At 54.1% G+C, this 17551-nt stretch carries 13 protein-coding genes and 1 riboswitch; of the genes, 2 read left to right on the top strand and 11 right to left on the bottom strand.

The features are described 5' to 3' along the window. Positions 1-682: 682 nt before the first annotated feature. Positions 683-1108, bottom strand: a complete 426-nt coding sequence (locus B212_RS0107250; protein ID WP_019909874.1) for a stage V sporulation protein AB — start codon at positions 1106-1108, stop codon at positions 683-685. Next, the gene (locus B212_RS0107245) at positions 1105-1767 is read right to left on the bottom strand and encodes a stage V sporulation protein AA (protein WP_019909873.1); all 663 of its coding nucleotides are present in this window, start codon (positions 1765-1767) and stop codon (positions 1105-1107) included. Before B212_RS0107245 ends, B212_RS0107250 begins: the two co-directional genes overlap by 4 nt. Before the next feature lie 286 nt (positions 1768-2053). Here B212_RS0107245 and B212_RS0107240 point away from each other — a divergent pair, with 286 nt between their 5' ends. Beyond that, positions 2054-3088: a glycoside hydrolase family 53 protein gene (locus B212_RS0107240; protein WP_019909872.1), complete on the top strand. Its 1035-nt coding sequence runs from the start codon at positions 2054-2056 to the stop codon at positions 3086-3088. A gap of 105 nt (positions 3089-3193) precedes the next feature. Here the strand turns inward: B212_RS0107240 and B212_RS0107235 are convergent, their stop codons facing one another. From B212_RS0107235 to B212_RS0107220, 4 genes are all read right to left on the bottom strand, one after another. Continuing rightward, positions 3194-4915 (bottom strand): extracellular solute-binding protein, encoded by a 1722-nt coding sequence (locus B212_RS0107235; RefSeq protein ID WP_019909871.1) that lies wholly within the window; start codon positions 4913-4915, stop codon positions 3194-3196. Between the two features lie 35 nt (positions 4916-4950). Further along, positions 4951-6591, bottom strand: a complete 1641-nt coding sequence (locus tag B212_RS0107230; protein WP_019909870.1) for a response regulator — start codon at positions 6589-6591, stop codon at positions 4951-4953. Then, positions 6588-8354 carry a sensor histidine kinase gene (locus B212_RS0107225; protein ID WP_028530670.1) on the bottom strand — a complete coding sequence of 589 codons (1767 nt, stop codon included), beginning with the start codon at positions 8352-8354 and terminating at the stop codon, positions 6588-6590. Before B212_RS0107225 ends, B212_RS0107230 begins: the two co-directional genes overlap by 4 nt. A gap of 195 nt (positions 8355-8549) precedes the next feature. Continuing rightward, positions 8550-9539: a DMT family transporter gene (locus B212_RS0107220; protein ID WP_019909866.1), complete on the bottom strand. Its 990-nt coding sequence runs from the start codon at positions 9537-9539 to the stop codon at positions 8550-8552. A 130-nt stretch (positions 9540-9669) separates the two neighbouring features. After that, positions 9670-9818: riboswitch (FMN riboswitch) on the bottom strand. A gap of 205 nt (positions 9819-10023) precedes the next feature. On the opposite strand from B212_RS0107220, the gene B212_RS0107215 reads away from it, so the two are divergent. Continuing rightward, positions 10024-11196, top strand: a complete 1173-nt coding sequence (locus B212_RS0107215) for a PstS family phosphate ABC transporter substrate-binding protein (protein ID WP_019909865.1) — start codon at positions 10024-10026, stop codon at positions 11194-11196. 200 nt (positions 11197-11396) lie between these two features. Here B212_RS0107215 and B212_RS0107205 read toward each other — a convergent pair whose 3' ends face one another. From B212_RS0107205 to B212_RS0107180, 5 genes are all read right to left on the bottom strand, one after another. Further along, entirely contained in the window at positions 11397-12905 is a 1509-nt protein-coding gene (locus tag B212_RS0107205; RefSeq protein ID WP_019909864.1) for a carboxylesterase/lipase family protein, read from the bottom strand. Positions 12906-12924: 19 nt separating this feature from the next. Further along, a complete protein-coding gene (locus tag B212_RS0107200; RefSeq protein WP_019909863.1) occupies positions 12925-14079 on the bottom strand; it encodes an AI-2E family transporter in 1155 nt (384 codons plus the stop codon). Positions 14080-14167: 88 nt separating this feature from the next. Further along, the gene (locus B212_RS0107195; RefSeq protein WP_019909862.1) at positions 14168-14683 is read right to left on the bottom strand and encodes a DNA topology modulation protein; all 516 of its coding nucleotides are present in this window, start codon (positions 14681-14683) and stop codon (positions 14168-14170) included. Positions 14684-14705: 22 nt separating this feature from the next. Then, positions 14706-15515 (bottom strand): GNAT family N-acetyltransferase, encoded by an 810-nt coding sequence (locus tag B212_RS0107190; RefSeq protein ID WP_019909861.1) that lies wholly within the window; start codon positions 15513-15515, stop codon positions 14706-14708. A 130-nt stretch (positions 15516-15645) separates the two neighbouring features. Further along, on the bottom strand, positions 15646-17529 hold the full coding sequence (locus tag B212_RS0107180; protein ID WP_019909857.1) for a DUF2264 domain-containing protein: 1884 nt from the start codon (positions 17527-17529) through the stop codon (positions 15646-15648). Positions 17530-17551 lie beyond the last annotated feature (22 nt).

The raw sequence follows: 17551 nt of genomic DNA, 5'->3' as shown, positions 1-17551 counted from the left end.
CCTTTATGGCCGCTCTGCGGCTCCTCTGCTCCCGGCTCGCTGCCCATTTCCGCATCCTGCGCCTGACTGCCCGCAGCCGCGTCAGTATTCCCTGCATCCTGCTCTCCGGGATTTGCACCTTCTTCCCCCGCGGTTCCGCTTGCTCCCGCAGCCGAATCTGCTCCAGCTCCCGTTAAGCCACTGCCGGCTTGAAGGGCAACATCGACATCCGCCGCTGCCACTACCGAGGTGCTGTTGGCCGATATCGCAGCTTCCATGCTGTTGTTGGCTTCCGTGCTGCCACTGGCTCTTCCACCGCCACTGAACTCAGTGCTGCCATCAGATTCAGCGCTGCTACTGGCTTCAGCACTGTCATTGGTCCCCTTACTGCCATCGGCTGACGCGCTGCCACCAGCTTTCCCGCTCTCGCTGGCCCCCTTACTGCCATCGGCTGACGCACTGCCATCGGCTTTCCCGCTGTCGCTGGCCCCCATGCTGCCACCGGCTGACGCACTGCCGTCAGCTCCCCCACCGCCATCGGCTTTCCCGCTGCCGTTCGCTCCCTCCCCGGCATCTGCCTTCGCGCTGCCATCGGCCTTCACGCCGCCCTGCTCTAAGCCTGTCGTGCCAGGCTTGGCTGAATCTTTTTTATTTTCAACATAGTCCCCGCTGTGAATATACTTAACCACTCCGTAACCCCCTTTTACTGTCGGTACACAAACCAGTCGAACAAAGAGCCTGCAACCTTGCCGCACACCATCGCCATCAGCAGCCCGAACAGCAGATGGGTCATGTGCAGGCGTTTGGCCAGGATCGGCAGCACATTCAGCACCTCCGTAAGCGCTGCGGCAAGCATGCCGATAAATACGCCGTCAAACAGCCCTACTCCCAGCTCCACCAATGGCCCGGCGGCAATCCGCCAATTCCAGAAGTCACTCATGGTGCCGAGCAGCGAGCCACCTACCATCGCTCCTTCGTACCAATGCACTTTATCATAGGAGGAGGTAAGCTGGGCCAGCCGTGGAACCACATCCAGCACAATAAAAAGAGCAATCACCCCGCCGCCCACGGCGATCCCCCCGGCAATGCCAAGCAGCAGATTCAGACCCATCGACAGTTGTGCGGTCATACTCCTTCCTCCGTGTGCCTATCAGCTTCTGCCTCATGGCGTTTCATTTTGCTGTACTCTTCGTTGACTACATAAAGGTCGATATTTTTCTGATAAAGGAACATTTCCACTTCCAGCGGAGTCGGCTCTTCGTTCCATTTTTTCTTGAACAGATGGTTGAAAAAAATGACCATACCAAACCCGATGCCCAGGGAATAGGCGATCTGGAACACATAGGGGTGCTCATCCCGGCGTCCGGTCAGCATCTCGACAATCCGGATTTGCACCTCCTCCATGCTGACGTCGGCATGAAAATTCATAATCGTCAGCGCCGAGCCGAAGAACAGCAGCAGCCACACCAGCACAAATAGCGCTATGGAAGGCTTACGGGCTTCAACCGGGCCTTCAATCTGCACAATGGTACGACCCTCGCCAATCGGCTGAATATCCGCTTCGGGCAAAAGCTCATGAATCCGGGGAATAACGGTCAGCAGGTCTATCAGAATCAGATTGCCGTCGCTATGTCTCGGCTCCAGCAGCATCAGCGAATACAGCGGCTCCCTCCACTCCGGCTCCGTTATCAAATAAGCCACATCACGCAGCAGCACACCTTTGCCTTTTGACACAGTTACCCGGTTTTTGAGCTGTATGTAGATCGTTGGCGCCGTACGGGCATTCATCCGCGGATACCTCCTGACGGTTGTGATGTGAAGCAGCTTGAGTGCAAGAATAACGGTAGTATGGCAGAAAAGGCTTATTTTTACTCTTGGGCCGCTCAAATCGAGCGGATCTACAGTCCAGATTAGGATCAACAAGTTTCCAAAAATGCTTGAATATTGACTTTTTATGGGTATCAGAATAAACCTGCTTCTCTTACACTTTTAGTAGAAACACAAGGAGGGGATTAATTGTAAGCGCGTACAAGATAGGGGCTGTTTATATTATTATCATTCAGGAGGGTATTACATGTACAAACCGGAATCAAAGTCATGGATCAAGCTTGTCCTCTGCCTGGCGCTAATGCTCGGAGGGGGATTCAGCTACTTTACAGCTAAGCCTGCGGAGGCTGCGGCCTCTTTTGCCAAAGGTGCGGATGTCAGTTGGCTGTCGGAGATGGAATACTATAATTGGTCCTTTTACAATGACAGCGGGAAGAAGCAGGATTTGCTGCAGATTCTCAAGGATCATGGGATGAACTCGATCCGGCTGCGGGTGTGGGTCAATCCTTCGCTCAATTTTTCCAATAAAGCGGATGTGATCAAGCAGGCTGTCCGGGCCAAAAACATGGGCTTCCGCATCCTGATCGACTTCCATTACAGCGACACCTGGGCAGACCCGGCCAACCAGAAGAAGCCTGCCGCCTGGGCCAGCAAAAACTTCAATGCGCTGAAGACAGCGGTCTATGATCACACTTACGATGTGCTGAGCTCGTTGAAAAGCAGCGGCGTAACTCCAGAATGGGTGCAGGTCGGCAATGAGACCAACAACGGAATGCTGTGGGAGGATGGCAAGGCATCGGTGAGCATGGGCAATTTTGCCGCACTTATTAATTCAGGCTACAGCGCGGTAAAAGCGGTCAACAGCAGCACCAAAGTTATCGTGCATCTGTCCAATGGCTATGACAACTCCCTGTTCCGCTGGATGTTCGACGGGCTCAAAGCAAACGGTGCAAACTATGATGTCATCGGCATGTCACTCTACCCAAGCACCAGCGATTGGTCCACGAAGAATACGCAAACTCTGACCAACATGAATGATATGGTCGCCCGCTACGGCAAAGAGGTGATGATTACCGAAGTCGGCATGGACGTCAGCGCTCCGGCAGCCGCCAAGTCCTTCCTGGCCGATATTATCAGCAAAACCAAATCCGTCAGCGGCGGCAAAGGACTGGGCGTGTTCTACTGGGAGCCTGAAAGCTATGGCACATGGTATCAGTATACCAAAGGAGCGTTCGATTCCTCCGGCAAACCTACGGCTGCGCTCGACGCATTTCTGAACTAAGCCCATCACAGCACATCACAAAAAGGCAGATTCGGGTCACATCCCGGGTCTGCCTTGCTTATTGCGTCCGCTTAGACCCGTACCGCGTCTATGCTGCATTTTGACTCAGTTGCCGCCTGCTCTCATCTTATCGTACCATGCATTCACTTCTCTGGTGATCCGTTCGCCTCCGCCCGCCTTCCAGTCAGCCACAAAGGAATCGAAATAGTCCAGCGGCTGCTCGCCGTAGATGATGGCACTAAGCGCTTCGCTCTCCAGGTTGTTCAAGTAATCCAGCTTCGATTTCATCGTTTCTGTAGCAGGTCCTGTGAACATATTCTTGAAGGACTTCTCCTTTTGCTGCAGGAGCACTTTGGCTGCCGCAGGAGTGGCCTTCCCGTAGTTAACCGCCACATCCTTCTCCAGCCTGGAGGCCGGCTCCATACCATCCGCCAGGTGCAGCATCGCCTTCATTTGGGCATCGGGGATGCGCGCCCCGTCACGCACCAGCAGGTAACGGATACTGTTGACATAACCTCCGGAAATTTTATCACTGGACAACATCCTGCCGCTGGCGCTCAGCTCATAGTCATACCCGGCAAAAAGACCGTTATCCAGCCCGCTGCCCGGCTGCGGGTCCGCAAAGTTGTCGAACAGATAGTTCTCATAGGTAAAGAACGCTTCCGGGTGCTTCATCTTCCTGCTGATCAGCGTGACGCCATTCGCATACTGAGTCCCGTGCCGCATGACGGTTCCATCCGGTCCAGCCGGGATTACTCCAGGTACCCACACGGCATCCGGCACATTCTGCAGCGTATCCTTCAGCGGCCAGCCGCTCATCCAGTAGGGGCCGGGAATAATGCCCGCCGTTCCTGCTACGGCCGGCTCCGCCGTCTTATTCTCATCCCATAGGCCCGCTTCCTGGGGAATATAGCCTTTTCCGAGCCATTCCTTGAGCTTCGCAAGGCCTTTCTTCATCCTTGCATCCACGGAGCCGTATTCCAGCTTGCCGTCCGCCCCTAAGTTCCACTGCTGCGGAAGTGTGCCATAGGCGCCGAAGATCCAGGAAGGGTCACCCATCCAGGTGTTCATCGTTGTCTTGAAGCCGATACTCAGCGGAGTAACCTGCTCCGGCTTCAATCCGTCAGGATTGTGGTACTTGAAGGCTTCCATAACCTCCTCCAGCTCCTCAATCGTAACAGGAACCTGTAAATGCAGCTTCTCCAGCCAATCCTGGCGGAACCACAAAATATAATCATGATTGTACGCATAATCGAGGACAGGAAGGCCCATTTTTTTGCCGTCACGGATGTAGGGGTTCCACACACTCGGGTCCTCTGCCATCGCAGCCTTCCAGGTGCCGGAGGCGTATTTATCGAATAGGCTTCCGACCTCCGCATACATGCCGGAATCTATCAAATCCTGTGCAACCGCAGCGTCAGCCGTACCGATAGTCACAATATCAGGCAGCTCCTGACCGGAGGACATCGCGAGGCGCAGCTTCGTGCCAAACGCTCCGCCCGTATCCGTGATGGACCAAAGCGATTTGACGTTGATGCCGAACTTCTCCTTGGCCCACCGGGTGGCTACATTATACTCGATGGATTCACCGTTCTTGAATTTAAGCTCCGGGTCAACGCCCCACACAGTAGTTATCGTTACCTCAGGATCGTATTTATCCTTGTAGACGTTGCCGGCAGTTACTGCGGGCCGGACATTGACGCCGGATGCACCATCGTTAGCGTTAGAGGATTCCCGGCTGCCGTTGCCCTCGCAGCCTGCAAGGCTGACGGCCAGCACGGCGCTTAAGCCCAGGAGCCGGAGCCATATTTTTCTTGGAGTGCCCATTGTCTTCCCCCTTGGATTCGCTTATCATCCGGCCTCTAGCCATCCCGAAATTCATTCGGCGTCATGCCATAGTGCTTTTTGAACATTTTGCTGAAGTATTGCGGATTCTGATAGCCCAGCTCTGTGGTGATTTCATAGACCTTTTTGTTCGTATTCTTCAGCAGGTAAAGGGCGCGTTCCATCCGCATGCGGATGATATAATCCCCCAGTCCTTCTCCCGTTTCGGCTTTGTAAATCTTGGACAAATACACCGGATGCAGATATACCTGCTCGGCAATCGTCTTCACCGACAGGTCATGGCCGGAATCGCTCCCCACCAGCGCATGCACCTGCTTGACAATATAACTCTTCGTATTCTGGTCGCTCTCCAGCAGTTCTGTCTTCAGCCGCTCCAGCAGCTCGAATGCCCACACCTGCAGCTTGTCAAACGAAGAGATGATATTCTGGGCAATGAGCGGATCAAACGCGTGCTGGTCAATCTGCAGAATGAATTGTCCGCTCTTATGAGCAATATACATGATGGCATTGGTAATGGACAGAAACACCTCGTACAGATGCTCTCTGGAAAAGCGCACGCCCTCCATATCCCGGAACACGTCTTCAAGCTTCTGGCGGGCGGCCTCCCACTGCTTGGACTCCAGCAGATGAATCAGCGTCGGCGGGCGATACAGGCTGTCCAGCGGCCTTATGGCCTGCTGCTCCTGCAAATGGCTGTCCTTCAGGAACAATACATAGCCGGAATCATTATGCGCTGCCAAATAAACGGTACTGAGCACACTGCGGTAGGCAGCGGTCATTTCATCGGGAAAAGCAAACCATTCCGAGACGACGAGCGAGATTTCGCCTTTCAGATAATCGCTGACACTTTCGCGGAAGCTGGCGATATTCGCCTTGAGCAGCTCATGCCGGATCTCTTCGTAATTATCCAGCAGTTCGATCTCGTTCAGCGTCTCTCTGCTCAGCTCCGCCAGCAGAATCAGGCAGTCATGCGGCGCTTTGCTGAACCAGACACGGAACCGGTGCCCGAACAGCTCTTCCGCAATATTGCAAATGGCGTATTCCATCAGTGAGATGGAGCCCGGGTCCATTGCCGTGTAATGCTTGCCAAGCTGAATGAGCAGCATCACCGCTTCCGCTCCGGTATCGAACGGAATCTCGTATTCCTTAAGCTTCAAGGCAAGCGTCCGCTCAGACATTCGCTTCCCCAGCAGCAAATCATGCATCAGCTTGCCGCGCAGCACGCTGTAGTCGGCTTTGCGGTTATACAGCAGCAGGTGGTAGCGGTCATGCGCCTCCCACTCATCCCTAAGCGACTCGATGGCGCCGGAGACACTCCGTATGAACTCCTCGTCATTCACCGGCTTCAGAATATAATCGAAAGCCTGAAGCTGAATCGCCTTCCTGGCATAATCAAAATCGGAGTATCCCGTAAGCAGAATGCAGCGGAGATCCGGCCAGCGTTCGCTTGCCGTCTCGATCAGTTGCAGTCCGGTCATGCCGGGCATGGAAATGTCGGTAACGATAATGTCGATGTTGTGCTGCTCCAGAATTTGCAGCGCCCCGGAGCCGGAAGACGCCTGATACACCTGCTCCACTCCCAGTTCCCCCCAGGGAATTGTACGGGCCAGACTCTCTGTTACATAAGCTTCATCATCAACCAATAATAGCTCGATCATTGTTTCCCCTCCTGGGTGCTCTTGTCAGAATGGACGTTGGGCAGCAGCCAATGAATGGTGACCTGCAAGCCGCCGAGCTGCGAAGGTGCAAAGGTGATGCCGGATTCTTCGCCGTAGCGAAGCCGCAGACGCTGATGGACATTCCATAATCCGCAGCCCATTTCTTCATCCATCGGCTGGTTCAGCATTTGCTCCAGCTTGGTTATGCTCTCCGGCTGCATGCCCCGCCCATCATCCTCCACCGTGAGCGTCATCCTTCTGCCGCTGCAGGTGCCCGTTATCCTCAGCCGCCCGGCATCCGCCGCCGGCTCAATGCCGTGCAGCACCGCGTTCTCCACCAAAGGCTGAAGCACAAGCGGAGGAATCTCAAGCCTGCGCATTTGCGGCGGTATACTCACCGAATATTGCAGGCGGGTCATTCTCATATTTTGAATCTCCAGGTAATGGGTCACAAATTCTACTTCTTCGGGCAGCGTCACCAAATCGCGCTCCTGCCGGGTAGTGTACCTGTAATACCTGGACAGATTATGCGACATGCCGATTACAGCTTTGGTATTGTCCAGCTTCGCCATACTTGTAATAAAGGAGAAGCAATTATAGAAAAAATGCGGGTTGATCTGCGACTGCAACTGCTTCAGCCTGGCTTCGCGCACATGAATTTTCTCCATCAGCACGTTCTCAATCAGCTCTTGCATCTGCTCGACCATGCTGTTGAAGCGGACGGAAAGGAAGCTGAACTCATTCCTGCCTTTAATACCTACACGCACGGAATAATCACCCTGCTTGAGCTTCTGGAACCCTCCCACAAGCTGTCTGACAGGGACCTGCACCTGAACGTACAGCAAGTAAGCCACAAGACTGCTCATAAGCAGCAGCGCCCCGACTGAGAAATAAAATAACCGGTTCGAGGTATGTATCGGCTGCAAAATTTCCGAGAGCGGCATGTAGTCGATCAGATACCAGCCCATTTTAGCGGAATATACGATATTGACACTGTAGGATTGCCGGCCGATATCCAGCGTCCGGTTGCCGCTGCTGTTCAGTTGCCCCTGCTCCAGCCGCTTCACCAGTTGCTCCGCCAGCGTCCGGTCGCTGCTTCGGTTGAAGATCAGTCCCGTACCCGGCTTATAGTAGAAAGGGTCTCTTCTGCCGTCGCTCTTGAATTTATCCAGCATATCCTCAATGTTGCGGCTGTCGAACTCCACCTTCATAATCGTGGTTGCCCGCTGCGGAGAGAACTCGGACATATACGGCGTAAAAGAATACCAGGAGAACAGGAACCGCTCCTCTCCCTGATCCTTAATTTTCTCTACATGCCAGCCGCCGGACTTCACCTCACGCTGCAACTCCTCGTCACTGTACAGCAGGGCATCGTTTTCGGTTACCATCCGGTGAACAGAAGGGGAATACAGAAACAGCTTGCTGTTCCAGTTGGAAGAGCTTTCCTGGATACTGATTTTGGTTTGAATCCGCTTTACCAATTGGATAGCATCAAGATTCATTTGCCCTTGCGCAAGAGAAATGTCCTTCAGCCTAAGAATATCCGGATCATGAATCAGCAGGATCGGCCAGGAGGACAGCAGCTCCATATTGGTCTCCACCTGGCTCTGAAAAAAGCTGAGCTGGTTATTGTTCGATGTGTTCAGCTCGCTGCGCAGCACATCGGTGGTCGTCTTATTGGAATAGAAGTAGAGAATGGTAATTGGAATGAGCATAATGACCATGATACCTACGATTTTGCGGAACAAATTAGTTCTGTACATCCTGCTTCACACCCCGCACTAGACATCGTTATTTCAGATAGAGTCACAGCTTTTATTGTACAAAGTTTCTTCCGGGACGCAAAGGTAATAGCTGGAATACTGCAAGCGGAATCATCAGACAAAAAAGATGCCTCCCAAGCCGCAAACGGCTGCCGGAGACATCTTTTTCTTACTAGCACCCTGGGGTCAGTCCCCTCAGGCGCTGATTTTATTCGTTTTGGACAGATCAAGCGCGGCTGGTTCAGCCTGCCGGCTCTGCTGGCTTGAGATGAAGAAAAGCGCCGTCCAGATCAGCGCAAAGCCGATAATTTGCGGCAAGGTTACAAGCTGGTTGTATACAATCCAGTTGATCAGAATACCGGTCATCGGAAAGCTGAGCTCGGCCAGTGTTGCAAATGAGGCCTTGGTGGTGTTAAGCCCTTTGTAATACAGCAGCATACTGAATAGTCCCGGCAGGAGAGCCTGAAGCAGCAGGTTGAGGCCAATCAATGCCGATGTGCTTAGGCCCCCGTTGATCTGCCAAGGCGCCCCCTCCATGCTTGTAATGACGAACAGCAAGGGCAGAGCAAGAATGAAGCGCAGTGAAGTCACCGTCTCGTATTTCATCGAACCCAGCAAATAACGGCCCATCACCGTAGAAGCGCCCCACAATGCAGCCGCTCCCAGCGCGAGCAGACTGCTGACGCCGATAAAGCTGTTCATATGGCCGAAAGGAATCGTCCAGCCGAAGGTGAGCAGATAGGTTCCGGCAAGAGCGACAACGATTAATACTCCGAAATTTTTGGGCAAACGCTCTTTAAGAATTACGGCGGCAAGACCGATGGCGAACAGCGGCTGCAGCTTTTGCAGCAGAAGCACGGCATTCAGGTCACCGCTGGACAAGGCTTTGGTGAAGAGGATCGTTGCCACGGCAGAGCCGCCCCACGATACGATCAATAGTGCCGCGGCCTGACGCAGGCGGACAGCCTTCAGCTCGGCGCGGTGGCGCCACAGCACCGGTGCAGCAGCCAGAAACAGCACAACATGCTCCAGCAGCACAATCTGGGAGGAGGTCAGTGATTTGAGCAAAATGATGCGGAACAGCGGATCGACGCCCCATAACGCCGCTCCCAGCACAACCAGCCAGAATCCGCTGCGCAGCGGTGCAGTGCGTGTTCCTGAAGATGAAGCAGTGACTTGACTCATAATTCATTTCTCCTTGTCGATACAAACCCTCGATAAGAGACCAAAACCCCCGAATCACCTGAAACAAACAGGCATCATTCGGGGGTTATTCAGAGCAAAGACAGCAGAAATAACCCTGTCGCCTATGCCTTATGATCCTCTCCCATCCGGACTTTACCGTCGGCTCTGGAATGTCACCAGATCAGTTCCTTCCCCTGTAGACAGAGGAAAGAAGTCGCGGGCTTAGTTCGCTTGAACATCACCGCCGGTCAGGAATTTCACCTTACCCCGAGAATCTTGTATTCCGTTATTATTTTCACAACCTCAGAATACCTCCGTTCCTGCGTTTCGTCCAGTCTTTTATGAAAATCTTCACATTTCTTTCATCTGCAACGCATTTTTGACATATGATCCTCTCATTATCTGGAAGATATTCTGGCAGAGTTCAGATATAATAGAAATGTGTTTTTTATCCATATTTTAGCTACAGGAAAGAGAGGCCGCTGTGAAAAGATCCTTTGGAACGAATCTGCTCTATTCGATTCTGGCGCTGACCGCCCTCGTTTTCTCCGGATTCATTGCGTATATTATCGTCTCACTAACCGGTGGACTTGTCTTTTACGCGCCGCTTGTTGTGGTTATTGCCGCCGGGCTGGCTGTCTATGCCGTGATCGCGATATTTCAACTGCTCTCCCGGCGGACCCGTCACATCATTCTTGCAGTCTTCACCGGGCTGTGCCTGCTGGCTACCGCCGGGTATGAGCTGAACAAGCTGTATATCAACAGCCTGACTGTGGTAAAGGACCGCGAAGTGGATTTGAACCAGTATACACCGTTTGCCCCGGACTCCAAGGCTGCTGTTATGGATCATACTGCCTCGTTGCACATAGACGACAGCCTTCCCCGGCTTGACGGGGCAACTGCGCTCTACCCGCTGTATGCGGCTTATGTGCAGGCCGTATATCCCAAAGGCAGCTATAGTCTGCATGGAACGGATGAAGGAACGGTTCTCTGCTCCACAACCCCCGAAGCCTATAAGCGGCTGATCGCCGGAGAGAGCGACATTATTTTTGCCGCAGCCCCTTCCCTTGCCCAGCAGCAACAGGCGAAGCAGACCGGAAAGGAGCTTAAGCTTACTCCAATCGGGCGTGAGGCCTTTGTCTTTTTTGTGAACAAGCATAACAAGGTTTCCGGGCTGACCACAGATCAGATCAAGGATATCTATGCCGGGAAGCTGACGAATTGGAAGGAGGCCGGGGGCAAGCGTGAGAAGATTCGGGCTTTTCAGCGCGATGAAGGCAGCGGAAGCCAGACCATGCTGGAGAAAATCATGGATGGCCGCAAGCTTATGACACCACCGCAGGATGATGTTATGGATGTTATGAGCGGAATCATCTCCCAGACAGCCGACTACCGTAATTTCAAGAACGCCCTGGGTTTCAGCTTTTTGTTCTATGCCTCCGAAATGAATGGCAATGCTGACATCAAGCTGCTGGAAATCAACGGCGTTAAACCCGACAAAGAGGGCATCCGCAGCGGAACATACCCTTTTACCGCCGAGTTCTACGCCGTCACAGCAGGAAGCGCCAACCCGCACGTCCAGCCGTTCCTGGACTGGATGCAGTCGGCCGAAGGGCAGGAGCTGGTGCAGAAGACCGGCTATACGTCGTTAAAATGATCTTTTGGTGCAGCCGGGGTTGCGGCGTTTGTCCGGGCATGCAAAAAAACCGCAGCGCCGCCAGTTTGTTTGGCAGAGCTGCGGTTTAGTATATTGCGGCCGCGGAATGCGCAGCAGCATGTTTATACTCCTGCGACTCCGCCATACTGGCGGAAATCCCAGCGGCTGCATCACACCACAATTTCGTACGGCTACAGCCGCTACCCCCGGCTTCTGGACGCGGCTGGCGCAGGCCAGCTCGAAGCGGAGGAGAACAAGCGCGTGCGCTTTTCCTGATCAGGGTCCTGCACCACCCGTACCTCCTGGTCAAAAATCAGCGTGGCACGGTCCGTCAGCGTGTACTGCGGCCACGCCAGGCCGGCGGCAGACGGATCGCTCCGGTGGGCGAATGCTGTCCAAGTCATCTGCATCGCTTCCGACAGACGCTCCATCTCTGGAGTAACTGTAAGGCCGTAATGCTTCAGCAGATGCAGATTGCCGAACACATACAGGATCTCCGCACCGTGCACGGCCTTTTCCAGAAGCGGATGACCGGGAACCGTCCAGTCGAACCGGTACATCCATACCGGCGCTAACCCTAGCTGGCTCTCCGCGAGTGCAATCGAGCTGCCCCAGAAAAAAAGGTCTGTCAGAAACTCGGCCTGGCCCTCCCATGACTTCGGATAGCCCTTGGCAAGCTCCGCCAGATCCTCTATCCCCATCAGCAGCTCCAGCGATTTCAGCGATTGGTCGAAGCTCTCGCCCGGCCGCTCTTCCCGGAAGAACAGATTCCCTTCATGAAGATTGGTCCCTATCAGCAGCGAAATCCCGCTTGCCGAACCGCTCGCTATAGCTTCAGCGGGTTCCACCGGCAAGGTGGAAGGCTCCACTACGGGCTGGAAAAACATACTGAGCGCTTCACCGGACAGCTTGTACGTCATACGCGCGCCAGCTTCCAGAATCCGCGCTGCCGGAAGAGTATCCAGCAGCGCGAGGTCGCCGCCGGGGGCCAGCCCCAGCTCGGCAAGAAGCGCTGCGGCAATTTCTTCCCCCTGCTGAGGCTGCAGGCTCTGCGCGGCACCGCTCTCCATAATCGCTGCCGCGAACTGGCCTTTGGCGGCAGGCATTGCCAGCAGTGCGGCGATGCTCATGCTGCCCGCCGACTCGCCGAAGACGGTAACGCGCTGCGGATCGCCGCCGAAGGCGGCAATGTTCCCCTGCACCCATTCCAGCGCGGCAATCTGGTCCAATAGGCCAACATTAGAGGCCAGGCCTCCGCCGAGCGGGGACAGATGCAGGAAACCGAACGGTCCTAGCCGGTAATTCACTGTAACCAGGACCACTTTGCCGTTACGGGCCATATTGGCACCGTCGAACATCGGCTGGCTGCCCGCACCGGTGACAAAGGTTCCGCCGTGAATCCAGACCATCACGGGCAGCGGTTCGCCCTCTGCGGCAGGAGACCAGACGTTCAGATAGAGACAGTCTTCCGAATACGCCGGCGACAAGCCGCCGAACCGGGTGCCGCTGGTACTTACAGGCTGGTGGCTGACCGGCCCGAACTCCAGCGCATCTCTGACAGCGCTCCAGGATTGCGGCGGCTGCGGCGCACGAAAGCGCAGCTTGCCGACAGGCGGCGCCGCAAAAGGAATCCCGCGCCACACATTTACGCCATCCTCTTGCGCCCCCTGCAGCTTCCCATATAATGTGGTTGCCAGTGGTGCTGTCATGTCAATCATCCTCTTCCTGTTATTCCTTATTCTCTGTAATTTGCTGGTATAAACCGGAGCGGAGGCGGAACCACTGGAATACATGGGTAACGACCACTTTAAGCACGGCGTATCCCGGTACTGCCAGAATGATGCCGAGCACCCCAAACATTTTACCTGCAAAAATAATGACAAAAATGATCGTAATCGGATGAACCTTCAGCGACTTGCCCATAATCTGCGGAGAGATGAACTTCCCTTCAATGAGCTGAACGGCGGTCCATACAAACACCATCTTCAGCAGCATAAACGGAGAGGTCACCAGGGCAACGATCAATGCCGGAGTGATGGCAATCGCGGGGCCCAGATAAGGAACGACAGCCGTACAGGCCGCGACAATGGCCAGCACCAGTGAATATTCCAGCCCGATAATCAGATAGCCGATATAGAGCAGAAAACCGATGCAGCAGCTTACGATAATTTGCCCGCGGATGTAAGAGGCCACCTGGCTGTTCATTTCCGACATTACTTCCCGGGTCTGCGGCCGCAGGGCGGTAGGAATGAACCTCATCAAATAATCAGGCAGCTTTTTTCCGTCCCGCAACAGATAGAACAATATAAACGGCGTGGTTGCCACAGCCAAAATAATCTCCGTCAGCGCTCCAACGAAATTACCCACACCGCTAACGGCATTGTTCAGAAAAGTGGTTCCCCATGTGGTCACTTTGCTGGTAATATCCTTGATATCCGTGCCGACATTTTCCTGAATCTGCCCAAACAGCTCACTGCCGGTCAGTCTGACGAATTGCTCCTGAATCTCAGCGCTGTATTTGGGGAAGTTATCAATTAAGCCAACTAGCTGGCTACGGATAATCGGGATCACCGTAAGCAGAATCAACGTGACAATCCCGGCAATCAGCAGATACAAAATGACAATGCCGTATGCCCGTCTGATCCGAAACCTCCGCTCCAGCCGGTCCACCAGAGGATTCAGCAGATAGTAGGAGATCCCTGAGAGCAGCAGCGGTGCAGCGACCGTATTCAGAAGCACCGATACCGGCTTAAAGACGAACGGAACCTTCGAGAATACCAGCACATTGATTCCGATCAGCAGCACAATAAGCAGAGATACCACAAATCTGTTATTCAGAAAAAATTTCTTGAACTTCTCAGGCCATACCTGCAGCCTATCCATCGTCCCCCACCCCTTACCACGTTTGCCTCATTGGTATGTAAAATTCATTTGTACTATGTAATAGCATAGTCAACGCCGGGGCCGCAAGTCAAATTTGGCGGGTGAGGGAACTGATGAAGTTTTGGATGCTGTGGCGGCTGTCGAGGATAATCACCTGCTTCTCCTCCCCGCACGCTTCAAGCTTCGCAATTACCTTGCTTCTGCTGCGCTTACGGTAATTCCAGATCCACACGATAAACGGCCAATCCAGCCGCTCCGGACAGCCCTCGTTCAAATCCGGCCGGGTCCGGCCCCGATACTGAATCCGCCGTTTAATTACGCGGTACAGGCACAGCAGCCTGGGCATATCGAGAAAAATCACCGTATCCGCCCGCTCCAGCCGCATATCCAGAGTTGCTGAATAATTTCCGTCAAGTACCCAGGTGTCTTTTGCCACATGGGCCTTGACGACCTGCTCCCATTCCTCGCGTTCCGTGGCTACCCAGCCAGGCTGCCAATAAAAGGCATCCAGATGAATTACGGGAATATTCAACGCTTCGCCAATCCTTCGGCTTAAGGTCGATTTACCCGCACCTGCGGAGCCGATTATTAATACTCTTTGCATACAACCTCCTAAGTTAGCACCTTCAGTCAAACTTGATGTCGGCAATTTGTCCGGCGTGCTGAAAGCCAATTGACTGATAGACCTTATTGGAATCGGGGTTTTTGCCATCTGCATAGAGCACCGGGGTCAGGCCTTCGGCAAGCAGCAGCGCACACAGCTCCGCAACCAGCCTACTGGCATAACCTTGCTTGCGGTGGCTGCGCGGCGTAAATACGTCATTAATGCGTCCATGCCGGGCTGTGCGGTGAGTGATTTTGGCCATTGAAACCGGCGTACCCTCCACGATCCATAGATACAGATTCCCGGAGAGCACAACCTCTTCAGCAATCTTCAGGAACTCCTCCGCCTGCCCCTTCTCGCCAAAGGCATCCTCCATGAAACCGGCCATAAACGCTGCAATTACCGGAATAAATTTGGCCTTCGCCTGTATCCGTTCACCCTTGACCTGTGCAGGCTGCCGCACCTCCGGGCATTGATAGGCTTCGAGTATCATATGGGTATGATAGAGTTTCCCTTTGGCTCCGCAAAAAGCCTCTGCAAACGTCTTCGCCGTCTCCGGCTGTGCAGAAATCCCGGGGAAATCATAATCGCTTACCCACTCTGCCAGCTCCTGCACCAGCGTGGTCTGCTGCTGATTATCAAGCCCGCCCGAGACCCACAGCCACGGATTATACCCGCCGGATTGAGCGAGAATCAAATTGCGTTCTGTTGAAGTCAGCCGGACCGCATCCGTAAATTGGACGATCATGTGGATCAGGTTATTCGGAACCTCCTCCCGGACGAACCGCTCATTCTCCAGTACCCGATCATCCGCTTCAAATCTCTCAAACATTTCCTCTCCCCCTTAATCTCCCTTTCCTTCAATCATAATCCTCCCTTCTGCAAAAATAAATGCCACGCTGCCAACATTTTCCGGCAGCGGGGCATTATACGATATAAGGTATCCGGCGCATTCGCTTGAATTAATCCAGCGGAAGAATAACGCTTCGGCCATTGCCGGCCGTAATGCTGATCTCCTCATCGCTGATCTGAACTCCCAGAAGCTGTAGCGGATCGCCTTCATGTTCAGCATGGCGCGCAGCAGTCTCCGCGCTCATTGTGCCCATATCAGCCTGCTCTCCGTAGATTGCCGAGATGAGCCAGTGTGTGCCGGGAGTGAGGCTGGCGAGCAGTGTCGGAATAACAGTCCGGGGCATCAGCACGTTAGTATTGGTGTTCGGACGGATCATCACAGCTTCTCTGTGGCCGGCAAGACTAAGGACTCCACTGATGCCGTGGCTGCTGATTGCAGTAATTCCGTTGCCTCCGGCAGGGGCGATTTCCTGAAGCCCAGAGTCCAGACTGGCAGCAAAACCGCCTTCAGCGGCATCCAGCGCTCTTTCGGTCTGGAGGCGGTGAATACGGATATGCCAGGGAAGACCCGCCACAATCCAGGTCTGCACTTCAACATTCGGCCACGGCTTCCAGCGGGAGTACAGAATATTGTCTTCGATCCACGACTCCTCATTCTGTCTTCTTACGCGGTACAGATTGTCTCCCGCCTCGCTGAGGGCCAGCATGGAATCGAACGCGCCCTGGCCAATCCCCCATTCCGAGCGGGGCACACTGAAGCCGAAAGCCGTGGAATATGCGAACTTCTCATATTTAGCCGAAGTATGCGTATGATCATTGGTCGAGAGATGCCCGCTGTTGAAGGCGACAACATGACCGGTATCAGGCTGACGGCAAATAACCAAATGCGCAGGCTGCTGCACAGCCAGCGTCTCAAGCTCAGGAAGCGGCAGCTCCCCGGCAATCCAGAAGGGGTGCTCGTCCGGCAGCGCCAGCGGCATGAAGTATTTCAGGGACCAGTAAGGCGAGCCCGGAGAATTATAATTCTCCGCCATCACCAGATTCGGATAAGCATATCCAATGGTCAGCACGCCTGCTTCATTGAATATATCCTGCTTGAACCACCACCGCAGATTGCGCAGAATGACCCCCTTGATTACACCGTAAGGCAGCGCCTCGACTTCGGCATACGCCAGCGCTCCCCAGAATGCGGATTGCGCGAAGCGGTATGCCAGGCTTCTTCCATACGGAAGGGCTGAGCCGTCCCCGGCAAACCAATGAATGAATTCACCGGCAAACTTCCCGGCGCGTTCCTTGAATACACGTGAGCGTTCAGGGTCCTCATTATCCATCAGCTTGGCATACAACAGACCATAGAAATGAATGGCAAACGGACCATAATAATCGCTGTGCCCGCCGATTCCGTCGCTGTACCAGCCGTCCGATAAATAGAAATCATCTATGCGCCGGAGGTTGGCCTCCATCTGCTGCGCGTCATAGGGAAGCCCCACCTTGCGGAAGCCCAGATTAACCAGCACATTGAAGAACAGCCAATTGCAATCGTAGCAGGGATGCGAATTCATCTGATTCAGCCAGGTGTACAGATTCGAGCGCTCCCTTTCGTTCAGCGGGGTCCAGATCCGCTCCGGGATCAGTGACAGCGCATAGCCGAATGCCGCCATCTCCACAAGCCGCTGATCATAGTCGTTAACAGCGCCCCAATATTCCTGATGCCCGGGGTCAGTACCATTCCTGATGCCTTCCAGAAGGCTATCCCACAGCTCATCTTCACCGCCTCCGGCAAGAAAGGGCACGAACCCCCACATTACCCGTGAGAAGCCTTCCATCTCCGCAATATCCGGGCCATAATGAACGCCGGTCACCCCCAGCTTCAGCCGGGCATGCCCTTCGCTGTAATGCGGCTTCAGCGGATAGACTAGCTGCCGGAAGGCTTCCTGCATATCCGCTTTGGTAACCAGCGGATTCTCTTTGATCTGCTCCAAATGCTTACTCATCATTTACCACTCCCATAGTGAG

It is taken from the genome of Paenibacillus sp. HW567, from assembly GCF_000374185.1.
Lineage (GTDB): Bacteria > Bacillota > Bacilli > Paenibacillales > Paenibacillaceae > Paenibacillus_AQ.
Note: the sequence above shows the minus strand (reverse complement) of the source record. Positions and strands in the feature narration are given on the sequence as shown.